Raw genomic sequence first — 18,103 nt, 5'->3', positions numbered from 1 at the left:
TGATCAGGACGAACTTACTTTGTCAGCTGAAGTGCTCCTGTTCAGGATCTGGGCTTTGGAGGAACCGGGGTCGGGGATGGCAAATTGGGGGTTGGAAAGAGCAAAGAAAGCGGTTCACCGATGAATGGTTCTCCGTTCGACAAGGAAAAAACCTGTTCTTCCATAGCGAGGATCTGTTCTTCGTTCTTGGTTAGGGCCATTGAAGTAAGAGCATCAAGATTTCGACCAGGAGCTTTGTCGGAATGACGGCTCTTTCGAGCAAACAGCTGCTCTCCCAAGAACGACTTCTAGCGATCTTACCAGACCCTTGCCCCCAGACCCGGTTCTTCCCTGCGCCTCATACCCGCGAAGTGATACGACTGGCTTTTGCGAAGGCGAGACTGGGACGCGTATCGTGACTGGCTTCCAAAAAGCCTCCTGCCCACTCCGAACGCCCGTTCTTTCTTGATGGCATGAATTTGCATACCGAACATGGCATGAATTTCAATCATTTGAACTGACCTTCTGCCGTCATATTATCAACTTGGCAGTCGAAGGATTTGCAGGTCATTCTCTGTTTGCTTGCAAGCGCCTACAATTTCTGTATTGTTTAAGATGAGCAAAGAATGTTGCACGACAGATGCGCGGGAGGCCATGATGAACGTGAAGAGGTCGATCGAAGAGATTATGAAAGCCTATTCAGAAGTCCCCTATGAAGATTTCAGGAAAAAGCTTGCAATCTTGAATGAGCTTTCGAAGATAATGTTCAAAGTAGGCAAACCTCTTCTCGCCTCGGAAACTGTTAAAGTGGAGCTTTCTAGAATTGAACCCCCTGAATGTATTGAGCTGGCCAACGTTGCGCACAACATGATTAAGTTCTCATGCGTTGTGGGCAATTACGATGCATCGATCGAGTATGCCTTGAAAGCAATGGCTCTTTTCAGAGACTTTGGGACACCCGATGACGTTAACGATGTGATCGGAAACATTGGCGGTGTCTATGTCTACATGGAGCGGTTTCAAGAAGCCCTCGAATACACCGACAAGGCTCTTGAATACGCTCGAATGAAGGGCGATGATCTCGCGATAGCATACTTTCTGAACAACAAGGCAATAGCTCTAAAGAATCTGGAAAGATTTGACGAAGCCATAAACTGCCTTAGCAAATCTATAGAGATAAAGCTTGCTCTGGAACAGACTGCGGATCTATGCAATAGCTATTTCAATCTATCCGACACGCTTATAGTCTCAGGAAGATATGAAGAGGCTCCAGCTGTATTGAAGTTGGCCGAACCCCTTGTAGAAGAAATCGATGATCCGGCCAAGACTGCGGAATTCAATCTTCTGAAAATAGATTATTACATCGGGACCAAGTGTTATGAAAAAGCTCTTGTCAAACTGGATGCTTACATAGACTATCAGAAGGAATCGGGATTTATGTCTAAGATACCGAAAGCCATAAGAAAGAAGATCACTATTCTTGAAGAGCTAGGAGAAGGGAGATTGGCTCTTGAGCTTTACAAGGAACTTGACCTCTTATCCCAGAAGCTCTACAAAGAATCCAGCAGCGCCAAGGCTGCTGAATTGGGGGCTTCATTCAGATTTCAACAAAAGATGCACGAAATACAGCTACTGAGCAATCAGAACCTTGAGCTTCAGGAGGCAAAGGCAACGATCGAAAGTCAGTACAGAGAACTTCTAAAAATCGACCGCAAACTGAAGAATGCAAATGAGTTGCTCGAGAAACAGGCCGAGATAGACCCATTGACGGGCCTCCTAAACCAGAAAAAGATGTATCCCATAATTAAAAGAGAGATAAAGAGAGCCTCGCGATACGGAACTCCACTATCCATGATCATGATAGATCTTGACAACTTCAAGAACATAAATGATACTTACGGCCACCTTAAGGGAGATATGTCACTCAAGAATGTGGCGGGCATGATCAGGTCTTCTCTTAGAGAGGTTGACTTTGTCTTCAGGTACGGCGGGGAGGAATTTCTTGTTCTTCTACCCTCGAGTGATTTGCAGATGGCAAGATCAACCGCAGATCGTCTCCGGGAGAAGCTGGCCGAAACCACAGACCCTCCAATAACGATGAGCGCCGGTGTGTGCAGCTGGTCAGATGAAGACGCAACTCAGTTCATTCAGAAGACCGACCACCTTTTGTATGAAGCAAAAGACAAAGGCAAGAACAGAGTCGAATCTCAAGGAGGTATTTGATCAGAAGATCGGCGCAGCCTCAACCGAAAGGAAAACAGAACGTTCGGTCTCAAAGGATTGCCGGAAGAACAGACTCATGTAACCCCGGAGGCTAGTAAATCCATCTCTTCTCAATATTCCTTGTACTAACGAAGAACAGAAATGCCGAAAATCCCAGCTGCACAAAAAAGCTAAGCAGCGGGGAGATTATTCCATTACCGTCTATCGCATGCTTAAGTGAGTCTGCCCCGTAAGTCAGGGGGAAGATAAATGAGAGCGGTCTGAGAAAGACCGGAAGATTCTCTATCGGAATGAAGAGTCCGCAGAGAAACATCATGGGAAAGCGAAAGAAATTCGAGAAGGTTTGCGCTTCAAAGACTTCACTTACGGATACCGCTATGAACAAGCCAAGAAAAGTTGATGTTACCGCTATTAGGACGACGCTGGTTGCAACCAGAAACCAGTTGATTCCAGTAAGATCGGTAATCATAAGGGCAAGGAGAACCGGGATGAAGGCATTGATTATCCCGAAAAAAATGGCGCCGGTCGTCTTTGCAAGCATGAGCAGCTTCAAGCTGATGGGAGCGAGAAGCAACCGCTCGAAAGACCTGCTCTTCCTTTCAAAGGTAATCGTTACCGCAAGCATCGAAGTAGTTCCGAAGAGAACGGAAAGCGACATCACACCGGGCAAAATACCCCTTATGTCCACAGGACCTTCCGATCGAACAAAGAACATCAGCGTCCAGGAAATTGGGAAGATAATGCCCCAGCTTATGTTGGGCGGTTTCAAATAGTAGTTCTTCATATCCTTCATCAGTATCGTCCAGTAAGCGAGTGCACTGCTCATCTCTTCTTTCCCTCCTTCTCCTTCTTCATTCTATCGACTTCTATTCCGGTCACTTCAACAAAGACCTCTTCAAGAGAAGGCTGAATAATCTTAGCCTCGTAAACATCGATACCTCTGGAACTGAAGAAGCTCATAAACGGCATCAGCTTTATTGGTTCCCGAGAAGCTATTCTAATGGTATTGTCGGGGCGCATGCTTATGGACATATCGCTGAACTCTTCTGACACTTCGGTTTTGAATTCCGAAGGATCCTTCCCGAGAGTCAGCTCGACTATGCTCTCTTTCTGAGCATCTTTCATCAATTCGCTGACGGTTCCAATCTTTACAACCTTGCCTCCAACTATGAACCCTATCCTGTCGCACAACCTCTCCGCTTCTTCAATGTAATGGGTAGTAAGGAATATGGTCGTTCCCCTGTCATTCAATTCCCTTACCAGTCTTCTTATTTGCCTCGCGCTCTCTACATCTATACCAGTTGTGGGTTCATCCAGGAAGAGAATCTCCGGATCATGAATTATGCCTGCAGCTATGGTTAGTTTTCTCTTCATACCCTTGGAAAAGGCTTTGAAAGGTCTCTTGCCTGTATCTGCGAGCCCAAACAGCTCAAGCAACTCTCTGGCCCTTCCTTCCCTCGCCGCCTTTCTTACTCCGTAAAGAGCCGAACAGAAGACCAGATTCTCATAGCCGCTCAGATCATCGTACAGGTTGCTTTCATCGGGCACAATTCCTATTATCCGCTGCACTCTCTTGATCTCCCTGATGCCGTCTTCGCCCGCAATACTTATACTTCCCGATGTCGGTCTTGCAAGACCTGTAAGCATGTTTATCGTTGTAGTCTTTCCGGCACCATTGGGACCGAGGAAACCGAACACCTCTCCTTTCAAGACCGAAAAGTCGATTCCGTTGACCGCTTTGAATCCGTCGTAGTCTTTTGAGAGACCTGAAACTTCGATGATATTCACTCTTGTTCCTCCCGTATAAATCGCTTATATATAAAACATATTCAGTGAAATTCGGATTAGAAAGGCGTGCCTGCTGAAAGGAAGAAGATTCCACCTTGTATCCTCTCTCATTCGGCAGAACATTCGGCTACTAGATCCGAATCGGAAGTCGCCTCGCTAAGCTTGGTAAGCTGGCTTGCCAGTCTATTCAAGGGCTCTCTATTCATTGAGTAATGGGTGAAGTAACCCCGCTTCTCTGCACTTACAAGGCCAACGCCACGTAGCACTTTCAGATGTTGTGATATGGCTGATTCAGACACTCCAATTCTCTTTGCAAGAGCTTTCACACAGAAGTCTCTTTGAAGAAGCAGCTTGATTATCTCGAACCTTGTGCTATCCGCAATAGCCTTCAAAACATCTATTTCAAGAGTCAATGAGAAGTTTCCTCCAATCCAATTAAGTGCTTGCTTAATTGGATTATAGTAGATTTTGGGTAATCATTCAACAGTAAATCTCGTGTCTGGAATTCTTGGATTGGTCCATCTCTTCCTGAAATTGATGCAAGGTCGCTTTGTCTCACGAATGTTATCCTTCCAATAAACAGTTGTTATCTTCTTGGTAATACTAATTACGATAATTACCAATGCTTATTCAAGAAGGTGAAGAACATTGAGAGACTGCCCCTGCAGAAAAACGAAGTGCGAGTTCCACGGTGTATGGGATAAATGCCGGAGCAAGCACGAGAGAGTCGGATCGCTTCCGGCCTGTGAAAGGAAGAGAAGAAGGAATCGGAAGTAATGAAAAAAATTATCAACCGTATCCTGTTGATTGTAGCGCTTTCCCCGCTCGTACCAGCTGTCGCCACACTTTTCCCCTGGGAAGCTTCAAAGCCCAATTGCCTCGGCTACTATTCTGTCTGTTCTTTTGCACCGTATAGCTCCATTATCCTTACAGGGATTGTGCACTTGCCACACTCGGTCTTATTATCGCAACCAAAAGGCTGCTGAAGAGGTTTCTGAGGTTATCCGATGATCTTCGATGACAAGATTGGAAGCCTATTCGAGAAAATAGCTTCTCTGCACATAAATCTAAGCAGACATGCACGGATTGCTCTGGAACCTCTAGGTATTACCTACCCGCAGTTCGGCTCATTGCTCGTTCTTTCGAACCTCGGGGAGATGACCCAAAAGCAGCTCTCCTCACATCTCGAAACTGACACAACAAACACCATGGTGATATATGTATCGGACTGGAAAAGAGGAAGCCCATAACGAGAAAGCAGTCCTTTGAGGACAAGTGCGCCAACATCGTCTCGATAACCGCGAAGGGAAAAGAGCTGTTTCAAGAGTCCATGGCAGTGCTTGCAGGGATTTACGGACCTGTGGCAAATTCCATTACGGGAAAAGAAAGAGAAGTCGCAAACGAGATCCTCGGCAAACTTCTTGAAACGCTGAATTCTTTCGGTAAGGAAAGTTAGATTTTCTTCTGTTTCGTTGCCCTGAGGATTTCCGCGAGTTCCTTCATATATGGGTATATATGATGAAAGTACTTTTTCAGTCCGGCACAGAGATAGTTCAATCCCGGTTCTCCGTCTGGCGTTTTGACGAATCGGTTCTTTGGACACTCTCCATGACAGGCAAAGAGATATTCGCACCTGTTGCAGTATTCTGGAAGCGCGGCAGCCTTCGAAACTCCAAAGACAGTCTGTGATGTGGAAGTTACCATTTGGAGCAACCTCCGGTCCTTAATGTTCCCAAGCCTGTGCTCGGGATAGACAAAGTGATCGCAGGAGTACAGGCTTCCATCGGCCTCCAGTGCAAGTGCCCTTCCACAAGTCTCGGAGAAGATACACAACGATGCCTCCATACCGAGCCACTGGGCAAGAGCACACTCAAAGAGAAAGGCAAAGACTTTGCCAATATCCTCCCTGTACCAGATATCGAAAACACCGTTGAGAAAACTCCCGTAGTCTTCAGGAACGACCGACCAATCGGCAACGAGCGAACCATGCTTACCTGGCAGGGCTTCGGGAGATCCTGTAGTCGGCATACTTTCTTCGGAAATGAACGTAGTGGGCGAGCTTCTAAATACCTTCGGTTCTGCGATGGGAATAAACTGCATTCTGGTTGAACCGGCTGTATCCCTCAAAAAGCGATACACTTCTCTAGGATACTTCGCGTTTATTCTGTTGACCACGGTCAGGGTGTTGAAGGGAATCTCGTACTTGTGCAAAAGCTTTATGGCATTGAAGACCTTCTGGAAGGTCGGGTCTCCGCTCCTTGTCTTTCTGTAAACGTTATGCAGTCTCTCTGGCCCATCGATGCTTATCCCAACCAGGAAGTTGTGTTCTTTGAGAAACTCGCACCACTTTTCATCGAGCAATGTTCCGTTTGTCTGAAGGTCGTTTGCAACTTTCTTGCCTGGAGGGCAATACAGCCTCTCGTATTCGACAACCCTCCTGAAGAAATCTACACCGAGAAGAGTAGGTTCCCCTCCTTGCCAGGTGAAGACTATCTCTGGAACTGTTTGTGAGTTGATGTACTCGTAGATGAACCTCTCTAGAACCTCGTCACTAATAACTCTTCTGCTGTTGATAAGTTCTTGCTTATGTAGATAGAAACAGTAGGCACAGTCGAGATTGCACAGAGCTCCTGTCGGCTTGGCCATGACGTGAAATGCCGTAATGCTTTTTGGAGCTCTCCTATCGGCTGCGCCCATTTCCATCTTCTATACCTCCAAAATCCTGGGTCCAGATCGGTTTAATGTCCCGTGATTATCTTTACAACAGGTGGATAATCTCGGAACGTCGCTATGTGTTTTTGCATCGCTTCTATGAAAAGATCTGTGTAAACAAGTTTTCTTATCGACACGTTGTGTTCTTCTTTCGGGTCCAGGTAGAGATTGTACAGGTGATAATACGGGAAGGTCATCATGTAACCGGTGAAACCTCCAGGATTCACGATTCCCTCGCCCGAATCCGACTCAGCGAACTGCACATACTTGTATTCAGCCAGCCTTATAGCGGAGAAGTAGCTCATTAGCCAGTAGTAAATGTACTTCCTGTTTGAAAAACCTTCCTCTGCCAGAAGAAACGAGGTCTGGTCAATTCCGTCTATGTACCTGTCCGTCGGAATGAAGTCGCTTGCTCCGCCGAGTGTCAAACAAGTATTGAAGATGTCGGCGATATCGAATAATCCGTCCGAGACGCGCCCGGGTTCTATCATACCCTTCCAGTAGAAGATCGCCGGAACTCTGACCCCGCCTTCCCAGGTAGATCCTTTCGCCCCTCTGAATGGCGAATAGGCGCTGTCAGGCCAGGATTCCATTTCGGGACCATTGTCGGAAACTATGAAGATGAGCGTGTTCTCAAGTTGTCCCGTTCTCTCAAGGGCATCCACCAGCTCCCCCATTATGTCGTCGAGCTCTATGATCGTGTCCTTATAAGCCTGTTTTGCCGGAGATGACCCTTTGTACTCGTCTCTAGGATAGTTGTCAAAGTGAGCGCCTCTCGTACAGTGATAAAGGAAGAAGGGCTGGTCACTATCGGCCATCTTTTCAATGAAGGCAATCGAGTAGTCCTTCCAGTACTCGTCCAAATGAGACAAGACGTCTATGTCTATCTCCTTCACCCGTTCAAGGGTTCCACCCTTTTCTGCGTGCACCCAGTACTTCTCGAAAGCAAACTCGCGCATCATTTCAGTTCTCTCTTCGCTGTAAACGATTTCGGGGTAGAAGTAAGGATCTCTCCACTCTGTGTAGAGATCCGAAACGCTGAGAAAACCCGAGAAGTCATCAAATCCGACGTTCTGTGGCTGAGAACCGGGGTTCTCTCCCATGTGCCATTTTCCCACAGCTTGAGTAACGTAGCCGGCATCGCTCAACAACTGGGCAAGTGTAACTGCATTTGTCAGCCCTCCGGGTTCATTGTAAAGAGTCGGCCTTAGTATCCCATGCCTGACTGGGAGCTGCCCTGTAAGAAGAGTCGCTCTGGTTGGTGAAGAAGAAGGCTGTGAATAAGCAGAGGTAAGCATGAGTCCGTCTCTTGCAAGAGCATCCATATTTGGAGTTGGTGCTCCGACGGCAACTCCCCCTCCGTAGACTCCCAGATCTCCCCATCCAACATCATCCATTAGATAAATAAGGATATTCGGCTGCCTTCCGGTTCTGCTAACGAATTCGGCGAGTTTGGCAAGTGCCTCTTCCCTCTGTTCAGGATGCAGAATCACTTCCTCGAGATTTGGCGCCGGCTTCACAGTCTGAAGCGCCATTGTGTCCTCGTAATTGGCTGCCATTGCTGATGTAAGGGCAATGGCACCACCAGTAGCACCGACAAGCACCTTTCTCAATAACCTGGAACCCTGAAATTCCATACCATCATCTCCTCTTAGATTCTCTTTCGAAGAACAGGTTTAGAAACGGAGGAACCACCAAATAACATGGGCTGTATAAGTAGCTATGTATTGCTTGAAACACGTATTTCGATTTTCGAGGAAATATCTGATTCTACGTGGCTGTCTTGGTGTTGCAAATGCCAGAAAAATACTATCACAAAGCTATTCAAAATCGGAGAGATATCTTGTGTGTAAAATGAAACGTTCCAGGGGATCGGATTTGGACCGAACTTGTTTGGTCGGATTCTCAACTTTCATCTCTGCAGCCAGTGACCGTAATCATGATCACGCTAAGGTAGTGATAGAAGTTAAGACGCTCTTAAGGTTCAGTCTACAGCAGCTCATTTTGACCGATAGTGTTACCAAGTCCTTTGATTTACATTAGAGATCTCTTTGCGCTATCGAAACCTGATGATATATTGAATCAAGGCCCCGCGCCATTCCTTACAGACCGATCCTCAGACTCACTGCCTAAACTGGTGTGGAGCCAGTCTTAAGGAGGCGATCTCATGAAGAAGGTAACGTCAATCCTAATCTCGATAGTATCTATAGCCATCCTCGTCACTGTTCTAGTGCTTGCACTGAAACCGGCAAAGGAGTCCCCTCCGGCCGAAAGCATCGTGGATATGGTTCTCGTGGAAAACGGTTCCTTCACTATGAGTGACACATGGGGAAATGGAAAGGATGACGAGAAACCTGCTCATGAAGTCACGATCTCCTATGATTTCGAAATGGGGAAATATGAGATTGCCTTTGCCCAGTATGATCTCTTCTGTAAGGAGACAGAGAGAACTCTTCCCGGAGATGAAAGCTGGGGAAGGTATAAGAGACCGGTTATCAACATTACTTGGATGGACGCCATAGCTTTCTGCAACCGGTTGAGCGAGAGGGAAAAGCTTTCTAAGGCTTACGACGATTATGGTTACTTTCTCGACAAAAACGGGAAGGTGATGGCCGATCCATCTAAGGTAGTCGGATACAGGTTGCCCACCGAAGCGGAATGGGAATATGCTGCAAGGGGAGGAAGCAAGGGCGAGGGATACATTTACTCTGGTGGAAATGAACCGGACCTTGTAGCGTGGTATTCCGATAATTCGGGAGACATGACACATGAAGTCTGACAAGAGTCCAAACGAACTGGGAATATTCGACATGAGCGGAAACGTATCGGAATGGTGTTCCGACGCATATGACGACTTCTTCTGTAGAAGAAGCCCGGGAAAAGATCCGTACCATCAGGCACTGGGCAACAAATCGATCCGTGGAAAGGCATGGTGGGACGGGATCGTCAGAGTAACAAGCCGCAGCTACAACTCACCAAATAGTACAACCAGCATTTGTGGGTTCAGGATCTGCCGGACCGTCAGCTAATCCAGGAAAGAAGTCTCAAAATCCCAACTCGAAAGTATATCGCTTTCTTGATGTACCGAACAATCCTATTTCAAGAATCTCGAAGGCTATTTGTAGAGGAATCCAGTAGTGATGAGACTGCCGTAATTGTTGTAAATCTCTATTCGCAGTGCACCGTAATTCTGCAATTCAGCCTCGATGATCCTCTCATGCCAGGAAGAGTCATACCAGCCATACTCCCCGACAAAGCTTCGGTTGGCTCTTCTATTTACTATGTTCACGCTGTAAGAGTCATTGTCGAACTATATAGATCCGGTGTTGTTTGAGTTAATCACTAGAACCGTATCATAGTTACCATAGGCATCAGTAATGACTCCTTCCCAAATCCCATCTAGCATGTCGCCAAATGAAAAACACCCACCAAGCAGGAACACCAGAATCACGACTACAGGTACCAGGTACCACTTCTTAATGGACACACCTCCAAAAAAATTGCGTACCAACAATCTCCAGGAGCAGCTTCAGATAAGAAAGAAGACACTCGCTGTGGAGAATCTCAAATTCATTCTATGACATCCCTTCTCACATAATCTAGATTGAATAGCGGTGCGAAACAGCTTCTAATCTTGTATGCAGCATAGAACTCAATCCATGTTCTATCATTTGGATCGATTATTACTTCAACAAGAGCTTTACACTTTCAACTCTCCAGATAACTAACTCTCTGTATTTAACCGCCATTAATTTATGATCTCAACAACATATGAAGATCAGAATAATTCGAATGTGTAATAATTGAATCGAATTTCCTTTGAGGAGGTAAGGTATGGAGACAGTTGTATTCAAGTTTTCATTACCAACATCCGCGATTATGCTGAATATTGGCATCGTTGTTTTCGTTGCGGTGATATTCGTTTTCTCCCTGTTCAAGTCAAAGGGCTGGCAGAAAACTCTTTCGCTAATCATCACGGGCGGCCTGTTCGTCTTCTTCATATTTATCTTCCTGATATTTCCATTCACAAATGCCGTGAAATGCGACGGCGAAAGTGTTGTGCTGAACGCACTTCCCTTCGGAAGGAAGACGATAGCGATAGATTCGGCCGAAATTGTGGGGATTATCGATTGGACGGAAGAGAGAGACTTCGAGCCGACGGTAAGAACCAACGGAGCATCTACAGGTCTATACAAAGTGGGTTGGTTCCGACTCAGAAATGGCTCCAAGGCCTTCATCATGACTGCAAGATCGGAAGTCTTCGTCATGAAATCCGAGGAAACATACTACTTGATCTCTCCGGATGAGCTTCAGGAATTTGCCGGCGTAATTTCCTCAAATTAGCAACAAAGGACGAGGTTAGAGTTTAATGGTCGGAGGTCGGAAGATCAGGAGAGACTAGTTCTTCTCTGAATCTTCCAGAGCGAGGATCTGTTCTTCGTTCTTGGTTAGGGCCATTGAAGCAAGAGCATCAAGATTTCGACCAGGAGCTTTGTCGGAATGACGGAATCTTTCCTTTTGGGAATAATCATTCGCTTTCATCCCGAACTTGTTTCGGGATCTCGGTTTTGATCTTGTCGAAGGTCCGCTCTTCTCGGTGGACGGCGGACCGTTGACGGACAACGTTGTCTTTGTCAGCGGCCAGTGGGCTCTCCGCCTTTAAGCGTACAGCGATTCTTATGCTTGCAACTTGGAACAGGAAACTTGCAACCGCTCTTCGAAGGACGGGTTCTTGCTCTTGGACGAGTGACCAAGGACTTTTTTTCAGCAGCGCAAAGCGGATCCTTGATTTTGGAGCGAAAACGGTTCTTAGATGCGAGATCCCGTGCAGGTACCCTGAACAGGGCATTTTCAGGGCAGGCTCAACGGGAAGACGTATCGCCGGCTACTCTTCTCTCGTCCTCTCGTGAGCGCAGCGAACGTCTCGACTATGCTCTTTCTCGATCGATCTTTGCGGCGAACCGTTGGCCACTGACAGATGAGGATTATCTTCATGGGAACGTCCATTGTGCCCAGAATTGCCCAGCAGTGCAACAGTGCTTTTGTCGAACTGGGGAATGGGGAAAGCTTTTTATTCGAGTTCGGCTAAGGCGTTTGTCAAATTAAGTCGTCGGCATTCCACCCTAACGTTTGGACAAGGTGTTTTTGCTCATATGCATGGAGACCCTGTCGGGAATCCTATTACTCTGTATTGTTTTGGCCCGCCTCAAAATCGGAAGCCTCCGCTGTAACTCTATGGGCCCTCCGGCGATGCGTACTCTCTTTTCGAGCGGCCTAGGCAGGACTGCCTTCTTCGTCAGCTTCAGAGCAAGGCTTCTTCTCAGAAGCCACATATGAAACGCAGTCAGCTGAGAAGTAGTATCATTGCATCAAAGAGATGTCTTGCGGAGGCAGGTTCCGCGCCTTTGAAAAGTCGATCACATCGTGGAAGAAAGAGGGAAAGATCATGTTAATAACAGATAATGTGAACGTCCCCACCGAGCTTATTAGGGCCCAGGAGGAAGGCAGGCTCGTCGTCTTTGCTGGAGCCGGCGTTTCGATGGCCTCCCCCTCGAACATTCCCGGCTTTGTTGACCTTGCGAAAGCCGTCGCGAAGCGATACAAGCAGAAGTATTACGCGAGGCAGCAGAGAGTCCAGCCGCCCGACGTCTTTCTCGGAAGCCTGAACCCGAAACGGGAAGAAGAGGGCGTCCACGAAATCGTCTGGCAGATCATGAGTGAAGAGAGTTCCAAGCCATCGGAGCTTCACAGGCTGATCCCACTTCTATTCAAAGGCCCTCACGACCTGAAGATCGTTACGACCAACTACGATGCCCACTTTCTCACAACCATCAGGGAGTACAAAGATAGATATGCGGGTTTTGAAACCTTCAGAGCTCCCGCACTTCCAAGAGGCGACGATTTCAGGGGAATCGTTTATTTGCACGGAAACGTAGAGCAGGACGCAAGATGGTTGGTAGTTACCAACAGAGACTTCGGAAGGGCATATCTCACAGAGGGCTGGGCTAGAGACTTTTTGCGCGATCTCTATCTCTCCGACTACACGATTTTGTTTATAGGTTACAGCCACAGGGACACCATTGTCGATTATCTGGCCAGAGGTCTGGACATAAGGCAGTCAAACAGATACGCTCTCGTCAGCGCTAGCGATGCAGAGAGATGGAAGGAAATCAACGTAATCCCCGTTTCATACCCACTCGTGCCCGAAGAAGCAACTGCCCATCTCGAGCTTCAAAAGGCACTCGAGAAGTGGACCTCTCTCGCAAGTTCTGACCTGAACTGTCATACCGAGAGAATCGGCAGGTTCGTCTCCAAAAAGCCCGGCCAAGATAGGAAAGCAGACAGCTACCTGACATACTGCCTCAATCGTGAGGATCTCACGAAGGTCTTCTGCCGTTTTGCAAATGACTTCGACTGGGTGCGGTGGCTCGATTCAAGGGGACTTCTCGACAGCCTCTTCAATGAAGACGGCCCACTTGACGAGATTGAGAGAAACCTTGCCGACTGGTTCGTTAAGACAGCCTTCGAAAGTTCAGATCAGGAGCACCTTACCTTTCTGGTCTCAAGAAACTCTCCGCTGAACCCATATCTGGTCTCCTCAATCGTCCAGTATCTCGCTAATAATGAGATAGAGAAACCGGGCGACTTTCTGGCGGAATGGCTCAACCTGATTCTCAACAACTGGCACAAACACGACACACCCGATCAAGCTATGCTCGAAGCTCTGAAGAAGGTCGAAATAACTGAAAATCCCTGGATAATAACGAAGACAATTCAGAACTTCTTCTCTCTATCCCAGACGGGAAGAGAGGCGACACCTTCTCTCTTCCACAGACAATACGACCTTGAACCCCTTGTAACGACTGATTGCCTGAAGAGGCTCTGGTCGGAACTGCTCGAACCGAACCTCGCCATCCTTTATGAAGACATACTGTCGATCCTTACCTCCCAGCTTATGAAAGCGGTCGCCGACATGTCTGTTTTGAACAGTACCTTGAGAGAGCACGACAGCATATGCGGCGCTAGGAAAGTAATCGAAGAGAGCGAAGGAGAGGCGGGGCCCGAATGGCTCCACATATTCATAGATATGATGAGAGACACTATCCTCTTCCTTATAAAAACCGATGACAAGAACAGGGAGTTCTATTACGAATGGTGGCGGAGATCCAAAGCTCCCATCTTGTGGAGAATCCTGTTGTACGCCGTATCGGAAGATCCATCATGCTCGGACGACTACCGTGTCGGGATCATTCTAGACAACGGGTGGCTGACTAATCCGATACTGAGAGTGGAAATTGCAAAGATCATCAGAAACTCGCTTCGGGCAACTTCTATATCTCTCAAGAAAATGGTCGTTGAAACCATCGAAGCCGAAGCAAGCAAAGAGAGCAAAGCATCGGAACATAGCGATGGACTGAGACTAGATCCTCTTATCGAAGAGATTCTTTCAATTACTGAAGAGTTGCCAGTCGACTCCCCCGAAATAAGAAGGCTGATCGAAGCGCTTGAAGAGAAAAACAACGATCCCACCAGGCAGTAATACGATAGCGCACTAACCGCAGCTTGAAGCAGAATCCGGCGAAGCATGCGGCATCAACTCCAAGCACAATCTGATGCCTGAGTTCTTTGTCGACGAGAGCGATAGTGAGGGTGACCGTTATGATGTACCCAACAGTACTTTGCAGACAGCCTCAGAAATCCTGAAAACATTGAAATTGAGGAGTTGAAACGCTTGTTGTCTGACTTCCGAATTACTGCGGTATCGAACGCGAAGAATAAACAGCCCGGAGAATACTCTCCGGGCTGGCAATCGACTGAGAACAGCTAGGTCTTCTTGCCCTTGTCCATATAAGCGACAAGGATCATTGCGGCGCCGCCGATCCACTTGAAGATGACGTGCCAGACGGGCTCCACAACGGTCGAGATGTTTAGTGAAGCTAGCAGAGCCATGACCAGCACCACAACACCGGCGAGCATCAATACCGTTCTTGACATAATGATCACCCCTCCTGTTTACAGGTATCTGGTAAAATCTTGACTCCATCTGCTATCGTGATTTTATCACAACTTTGCGCAAGAAAGACCGTTTCCGTAGAGAACATCTCTCTTTCGCTTTCCGGATAACGATTATTGGTTCGCCATTCACTTGTATCTGTCCCTTTCAGTGCTAAGATCTAGATCAGAGTATGCCTAGAAGGCTCTTGCCATTTTTTTGGAGGCGAATCATGGATGAGACTATAGAATGGCTCCTTGAAGGTTCTGCATGGGTTGAGTACAAGACCAGACTGGATCTCCTCTTTCAGGATAAAGAGAACGAAGATGTCATTGAATCACGAAAGAGAATGCTCCACTGTCCGGAGATAAAATCGTTGATCGCCGAGCTCCAAGACTGGCCAGGCTCTGTCCTTACGAGCCACAAGAATGCCGGACACTTGATTCACAAATTGACATTTCTAGCCGATCTTGGGATAAGAAACGATGATCTTGGAGTTGGAGAAATCATCGGGAAGATATTTCGGCATCGCTCTCCGCAAGGTCCTTTCCAGGTCCTCATGAATATCCCTTCGAAATTCGGCGGTTTGGGAACGGATCAGTTTGCATGGGCGCTTTGTGATGCTCCGGTAATACTTTATTCGCTAGCAAAAATGGGACTTCAAGAGGATGCACGAGTGCTGATGGCTGTAGAATACCTTGCAAAACTGGTAAGAGACAACGGCTGGCCATGTAACGCATCACCAGAACTCGGAAGCTTTCGCGGACCTGGAAGAAAGGAAGACCCTTGTCCCTACGCCACTCTCATAATGACAAAGCTCCTTCTCGAAATCCCCGAGTTCAGGAGAAGCAATAATGTCTCGCTCGGCGTGGAGTCTCTTCTTTCGCTCTGGGAAAGGAGAAGAGATTATCATCCATACATATTCTACATGGGTACCGACTTCTCGAAGTTGAAGTGTCCGGAAGTCTGGTTCGATATACTCCATGTACTCGATGTTGTCTCAAGGTCATCCACAAAAGTTGATGACCATCGCATCAATGAAATGATAGAAATAGTGGAGTCAAAACGTACCTCTTCTGGGAGATTCATACCCGAATCAGTCTGGATGGCCTGGAAGAACTGGGATTTCGGTCAAAAAAAGGAACCTTCTCGCTGGCTTACACTCCAGGTATTCAAGATACTCGGGAGGTACAGAGCTGGTGGCCCGGATTTCTCATGCATATTGACGGACAACGATGAGGGTGGCTCTTAGGAGCCGTTTTCGTCTTGCTCAATTTAGGCGAAATTCACCCTTTTTCAGTCATCTTTCCTTAGCATTTTTTTGGTTCAGTTACGATCTTCAATCCCGATGCGAAATCAACCTCTCTTGTATGACCATCCGCGGTAAATCATCTCTCTTGCAAACTGGAAAAACCGACTAACCCTTGGTGCTATACTCAGACGTATGACTTCAAAGGAGGTGTAAGCATGTTCAGAAAGATCCTGATTGCGGTAATCGTTTTGTCATCGGTATTGGTCTTTTCTACTCAGTTCAAGCGTACGGTAGAGGACAAAATCGTAATTGAACCAGGTGGTAACGCGGTAATTACCCGTACTGAATATGTCCCATCCTCTGATCTGGCAAAAGTATACATTCAGCACAGTGAAGCCCTTTCCGATCGCGAAGTGCGTGAAGAGGTTTTCAGTAACTTCTATGACGAAATCTCCAAGGGCTACTTCTTTCTCTACGCATCCGTACCTAACTTTGGAGACAGAGACATAGACATATCGGTCGATAAGAACGGCAACTACAAGAGTGTTATTACTATGAAGGTAAGCGGGCTAATCAAGCAATCGAAGGAGTTCCCGGGAAGTTACGAGTTCTCGAGCAAGAATTTCTCTGAAGAGAAGATAATGCTCAAGTACTTCGAAGACCTGATAGACGGTAAAGCATTTGAGACTGCCTTCCTAGGCTCCTCCAAGAACTCGCTCATTACTACAAAGACAACTACAATCGTTCTTCCGGAGGGATCGGAGATCTTCGAGTTACTATCCCCTCACGGCGACAAACCTCTAAAAGATTGGTCAATAGATCTGGGTGGGGGCACGAAGTTCAAGGCAAGTCTTACCTATGACAAAAATACGCTCACCCTTAAGGAAGAGACCACTACCGGAGGCGGTTCGCCAAGCAACCTAGTGAAATCCGACAACGAAGATCTAATGGAGAAGCTGAGAGATTATGCTGCCTTCACCGTTGTTTTCAAGAGTTCGAAAACTCGCGCGTTGACCGAACCGAAACCTTATGTCTTCAAAGAAGATTATTCCGGTTCGTGGAGCTTCTATGTTTCACATACATTCTCGAACGAGTTTTCGTACCAAACCTTGACAGTCGAGCCCGGATTGACCGCCACCTTAACATTCGGTACATCACTTCTGTGGGAGCACGAATGGAAGAAAGTCAGCTGGTGGAAATACAAATACGTCTTGAAGAAATTCCAGACAACTGTAAGTTTCAGCCCTTCATTGACGCCGTTCATTGAGGTCTCATCCGGAGCGGCGATCACAAAGAATTGGACAAAGAACATAACAACCAAGACCAAGTGGATAACCTTCTGGGTATCTTGTGTTCCGGTAACACTCGTCATGGAAGTCAAGTTCGATGCGAACGCTGAAGCTGGTATTTCCGGTGTAATAGGCTTCAATGCGTCGACAACACTCTCGGCAAACACAACGCTAACGGTCACGTATCAGAACGGTTGGAGCAAGAACGTTTCGTACTCAGCAAACTACTCTGGTCTCCAATTCAACGCGAACGCAAAAGTGAATGCCTGGGCCAAAGGCTCTCTCCCGCTAACTCTATCGGCATATGTCTACTATATCGCCGGTCCTTTTGTCCAGTTTGTCCCGTGGCTGAAAGGTGAAACCATTGCCTCGGCTGGAAGCACAACACAGGTAGGCTACAAAGTTACAGCAGGCTTCGACGTAAATGGCGGAGTGCACATGGCCGGATGGTTGAAAGACCTCTGTGACGGGATTCCAGACGTAAGTTACACATTCTGGAATAAGAGCTGGACTATTGCCAACTCGACCATCACTTTCTAGCTGCGAGTTGGCAGATAGAGGGCATTCAAGATTCGAAAGTGAAAGCGGTAGTCGGTTGACGTTACTCCTTTCACCTATAAGAGAAACCAACCAGTAGCCACATCTTTCTTTTGAAAACCTGCGTTTGACTTGCCGTTTTGTATAGTGATATCATTAGGTGCGTTTGCTGCAGACTGAAACACTTCAAAAACAAAGACGGGTCCACCAGGAGTTACCTGCAACTCGTAGAGAATATGCGAGTGGGGAATAAGACTAGACAGAGAGTTCTGGTTAATCTGGGGAGGGTAGATGATCTTCAGAACAACGGCCAGATAGATAGGCTCATTG

The 18,103-nt window shown here is 47.1% G+C and carries 16 protein-coding genes and 1 pseudogene; 9 read left to right on the top strand and 8 right to left on the bottom strand.

Going from position 1 to position 18,103, the window contains the following annotated elements; all coding sequences use genetic code 11:
• The first annotated feature begins 636 nt into the window (after positions 1 to 636).
• The gene (locus Q502_RS12080; RefSeq protein WP_258553717.1) at positions 637 to 2,202 is read left to right on the top strand and encodes a tetratricopeptide repeat-containing diguanylate cyclase; all 1,566 of its coding nucleotides are present in this window, start codon (positions 637 to 639) and stop codon (positions 2,200 to 2,202) included.
• Positions 2,203 to 2,293: 91 nt separating this feature from the next.
• Here the strand turns inward: Q502_RS12080 and Q502_RS12075 are convergent, their stop codons facing one another.
• The 3 genes from Q502_RS12075 to Q502_RS12065 form a co-directional block, all read right to left on the bottom strand.
• Positions 2,294 to 3,028, bottom strand: coding sequence for an ABC transporter permease (locus tag Q502_RS12075; RefSeq protein WP_102818966.1), 735 nt, complete (start codon positions 3,026 to 3,028; stop codon positions 2,294 to 2,296).
• Positions 3,025 to 3,990: an ABC transporter ATP-binding protein gene (locus Q502_RS12070; RefSeq protein ID WP_102818965.1), complete on the bottom strand. Its 966-nt coding sequence runs from the start codon at positions 3,988 to 3,990 to the stop codon at positions 3,025 to 3,027. Before Q502_RS12070 ends, Q502_RS12075 begins: the two co-directional genes overlap by 4 nt.
• A gap of 107 nt (positions 3,991 to 4,097) precedes the next feature.
• Positions 4,098 to 4,403, bottom strand: a complete 306-nt coding sequence (locus tag Q502_RS12065; RefSeq protein ID WP_102818964.1) for a helix-turn-helix transcriptional regulator — start codon at positions 4,401 to 4,403, stop codon at positions 4,098 to 4,100.
• A gap of 594 nt (positions 4,404 to 4,997) precedes the next feature.
• On the opposite strand from Q502_RS12065, the gene Q502_RS12060 reads away from it, so the two are divergent.
• Complete coding sequence (locus tag Q502_RS12060) at positions 4,998 to 5,240, top strand: hypothetical protein (protein ID WP_102818963.1); 243 nt, start codon at positions 4,998 to 5,000, stop codon at positions 5,238 to 5,240.
• A 202-nt stretch (positions 5,241 to 5,442) separates the two neighbouring features.
• Here the strand turns inward: Q502_RS12060 and Q502_RS12055 are convergent, their stop codons facing one another.
• Positions 5,443 to 6,693 carry an anaerobic sulfatase maturase gene (locus Q502_RS12055; protein ID WP_102818962.1) on the bottom strand — a complete coding sequence of 417 codons (1,251 nt, stop codon included), beginning with the start codon at positions 6,691 to 6,693 and terminating at the stop codon, positions 5,443 to 5,445.
• A gap of 35 nt (positions 6,694 to 6,728) precedes the next feature.
• Positions 6,729 to 8,339 (bottom strand): arylsulfatase, encoded by a 1,611-nt coding sequence (locus Q502_RS12050; protein ID WP_114794170.1) that lies wholly within the window; start codon positions 8,337 to 8,339, stop codon positions 6,729 to 6,731.
• A gap of 530 nt (positions 8,340 to 8,869) precedes the next feature.
• On the opposite strand from Q502_RS12050, the gene Q502_RS14900 reads away from it, so the two are divergent.
• Together Q502_RS14900 and Q502_RS14895 are read left to right on the top strand one after the other, a co-directional pair.
• The gene (locus Q502_RS14900) at positions 8,870 to 9,481 is read left to right on the top strand and encodes a formylglycine-generating enzyme family protein (protein ID WP_258001874.1); all 612 of its coding nucleotides are present in this window, start codon (positions 8,870 to 8,872) and stop codon (positions 9,479 to 9,481) included.
• A complete protein-coding gene (locus Q502_RS14895) occupies positions 9,471 to 9,731 on the top strand; it encodes an SUMF1/EgtB/PvdO family nonheme iron enzyme (protein WP_258001873.1) in 261 nt (86 codons plus the stop codon). Before Q502_RS14900 ends, Q502_RS14895 begins: the two co-directional genes overlap by 11 nt.
• Positions 9,732 to 9,817: 86 nt before the next feature.
• Here Q502_RS14895 and Q502_RS14890 read toward each other — a convergent pair whose 3' ends face one another.
• Positions 9,818 to 9,991, bottom strand: a complete 174-nt coding sequence (locus Q502_RS14890) for a hypothetical protein (RefSeq protein ID WP_258001872.1) — start codon at positions 9,989 to 9,991, stop codon at positions 9,818 to 9,820.
• A gap of 21 nt (positions 9,992 to 10,012) precedes the next feature.
• On the bottom strand, positions 10,013 to 10,189 hold the full coding sequence (locus Q502_RS14885; protein ID WP_258001871.1) for a hypothetical protein: 177 nt from the start codon (positions 10,187 to 10,189) through the stop codon (positions 10,013 to 10,015).
• Positions 10,190 to 10,536: 347 nt separating this feature from the next.
• Between Q502_RS14885 and Q502_RS12035 the strand changes: the two genes are divergently transcribed.
• On the top strand, positions 10,537 to 11,046 hold the full coding sequence (locus tag Q502_RS12035; protein WP_102818961.1) for a PH domain-containing protein: 510 nt from the start codon (positions 10,537 to 10,539) through the stop codon (positions 11,044 to 11,046).
• A gap of 1,102 nt (positions 11,047 to 12,148) precedes the next feature.
• Positions 12,149 to 14,242 (top strand): SIR2 family protein, encoded by a 2,094-nt coding sequence (locus tag Q502_RS12020; protein WP_102818958.1) that lies wholly within the window; start codon positions 12,149 to 12,151, stop codon positions 14,240 to 14,242.
• A 284-nt stretch (positions 14,243 to 14,526) separates the two neighbouring features.
• Here the strand turns inward: Q502_RS12020 and Q502_RS14345 are convergent, their stop codons facing one another.
• Entirely contained in the window at positions 14,527 to 14,697 is a 171-nt protein-coding gene (locus tag Q502_RS14345; protein WP_165775378.1) for a hypothetical protein, read from the bottom strand.
• Positions 14,698 to 14,927: 230 nt separating this feature from the next.
• Here Q502_RS14345 and Q502_RS12015 point away from each other — a divergent pair, with 230 nt between their 5' ends.
• The 3 genes and pseudogenes from Q502_RS12015 to Q502_RS14880 form a co-directional block, all read left to right on the top strand.
• Complete coding sequence (locus tag Q502_RS12015; protein ID WP_102818957.1) at positions 14,928 to 15,947, top strand: hypothetical protein; 1,020 nt, start codon at positions 14,928 to 14,930, stop codon at positions 15,945 to 15,947.
• A 215-nt stretch (positions 15,948 to 16,162) separates the two neighbouring features.
• Entirely contained in the window at positions 16,163 to 17,776 is a 1,614-nt protein-coding gene (locus Q502_RS12010; RefSeq protein ID WP_102818956.1) for a hypothetical protein, read from the top strand.
• A 137-nt stretch (positions 17,777 to 17,913) separates the two neighbouring features.
• Positions 17,914 to 18,103 (top strand): annotated as a pseudogene (locus tag Q502_RS14880) (hypothetical protein); the annotation flags it as partial.

The organism is Mesotoga sp. Brook.08.YT.4.2.5.2., assembly GCF_003351125.1.
In the GTDB taxonomy this organism is placed as follows: domain Bacteria; phylum Thermotogota; class Thermotogae; order Petrotogales; family Kosmotogaceae; genus Mesotoga.
Note: the sequence above shows the minus strand (reverse complement) of the source record. Positions and strands in the feature narration are given on the sequence as shown.

What these genes read in the sequence shown, in the direction of transcription:
- Q502_RS12080 (WP_258553717.1), top strand. Translation starts at nt 637, where the DNA reads ATGAACGTGAAGAGGTCGATCGAAGAGATTATGAAAGCCTATTCAGAA.
- Q502_RS12075 (WP_102818966.1), bottom strand. Translation starts at nt 3,028, where the DNA reads ATGAGCAGTGCACTCGCTTACTGGACGATACTGATGAAGGATATGAAG.
- Q502_RS12060 (WP_102818963.1), top strand. Translation starts at nt 4,998, where the DNA reads ATGATCTTCGATGACAAGATTGGAAGCCTATTCGAGAAAATAGCTTCT.
- Q502_RS12055 (WP_102818962.1), bottom strand. Translation starts at nt 6,693, where the DNA reads ATGGAAATGGGCGCAGCCGATAGGAGAGCTCCAAAAAGCATTACGGCA.
- Q502_RS12050 (WP_114794170.1), bottom strand. Translation starts at nt 8,339, where the DNA reads ATGGAATTTCAGGGTTCCAGGTTATTGAGAAAGGTGCTTGTCGGTGCT.
- Q502_RS14900 (WP_258001874.1), top strand. Translation starts at nt 8,870, where the DNA reads ATGAAGAAGGTAACGTCAATCCTAATCTCGATAGTATCTATAGCCATC.
- Q502_RS14895 (WP_258001873.1), top strand. Translation starts at nt 9,471, where the DNA reads ATGAAGTCTGACAAGAGTCCAAACGAACTGGGAATATTCGACATGAGC.
- Q502_RS12035 (WP_102818961.1), top strand. Translation starts at nt 10,537, where the DNA reads ATGGAGACAGTTGTATTCAAGTTTTCATTACCAACATCCGCGATTATG.
- Q502_RS12020 (WP_102818958.1), top strand. Translation starts at nt 12,149, where the DNA reads ATGTTAATAACAGATAATGTGAACGTCCCCACCGAGCTTATTAGGGCC.
- Q502_RS14345 (WP_165775378.1), bottom strand. Translation starts at nt 14,697, where the DNA reads ATGTCAAGAACGGTATTGATGCTCGCCGGTGTTGTGGTGCTGGTCATG.
- Q502_RS12015 (WP_102818957.1), top strand. Translation starts at nt 14,928, where the DNA reads ATGGATGAGACTATAGAATGGCTCCTTGAAGGTTCTGCATGGGTTGAG.
- Q502_RS12010 (WP_102818956.1), top strand. Translation starts at nt 16,163, where the DNA reads ATGTTCAGAAAGATCCTGATTGCGGTAATCGTTTTGTCATCGGTATTG.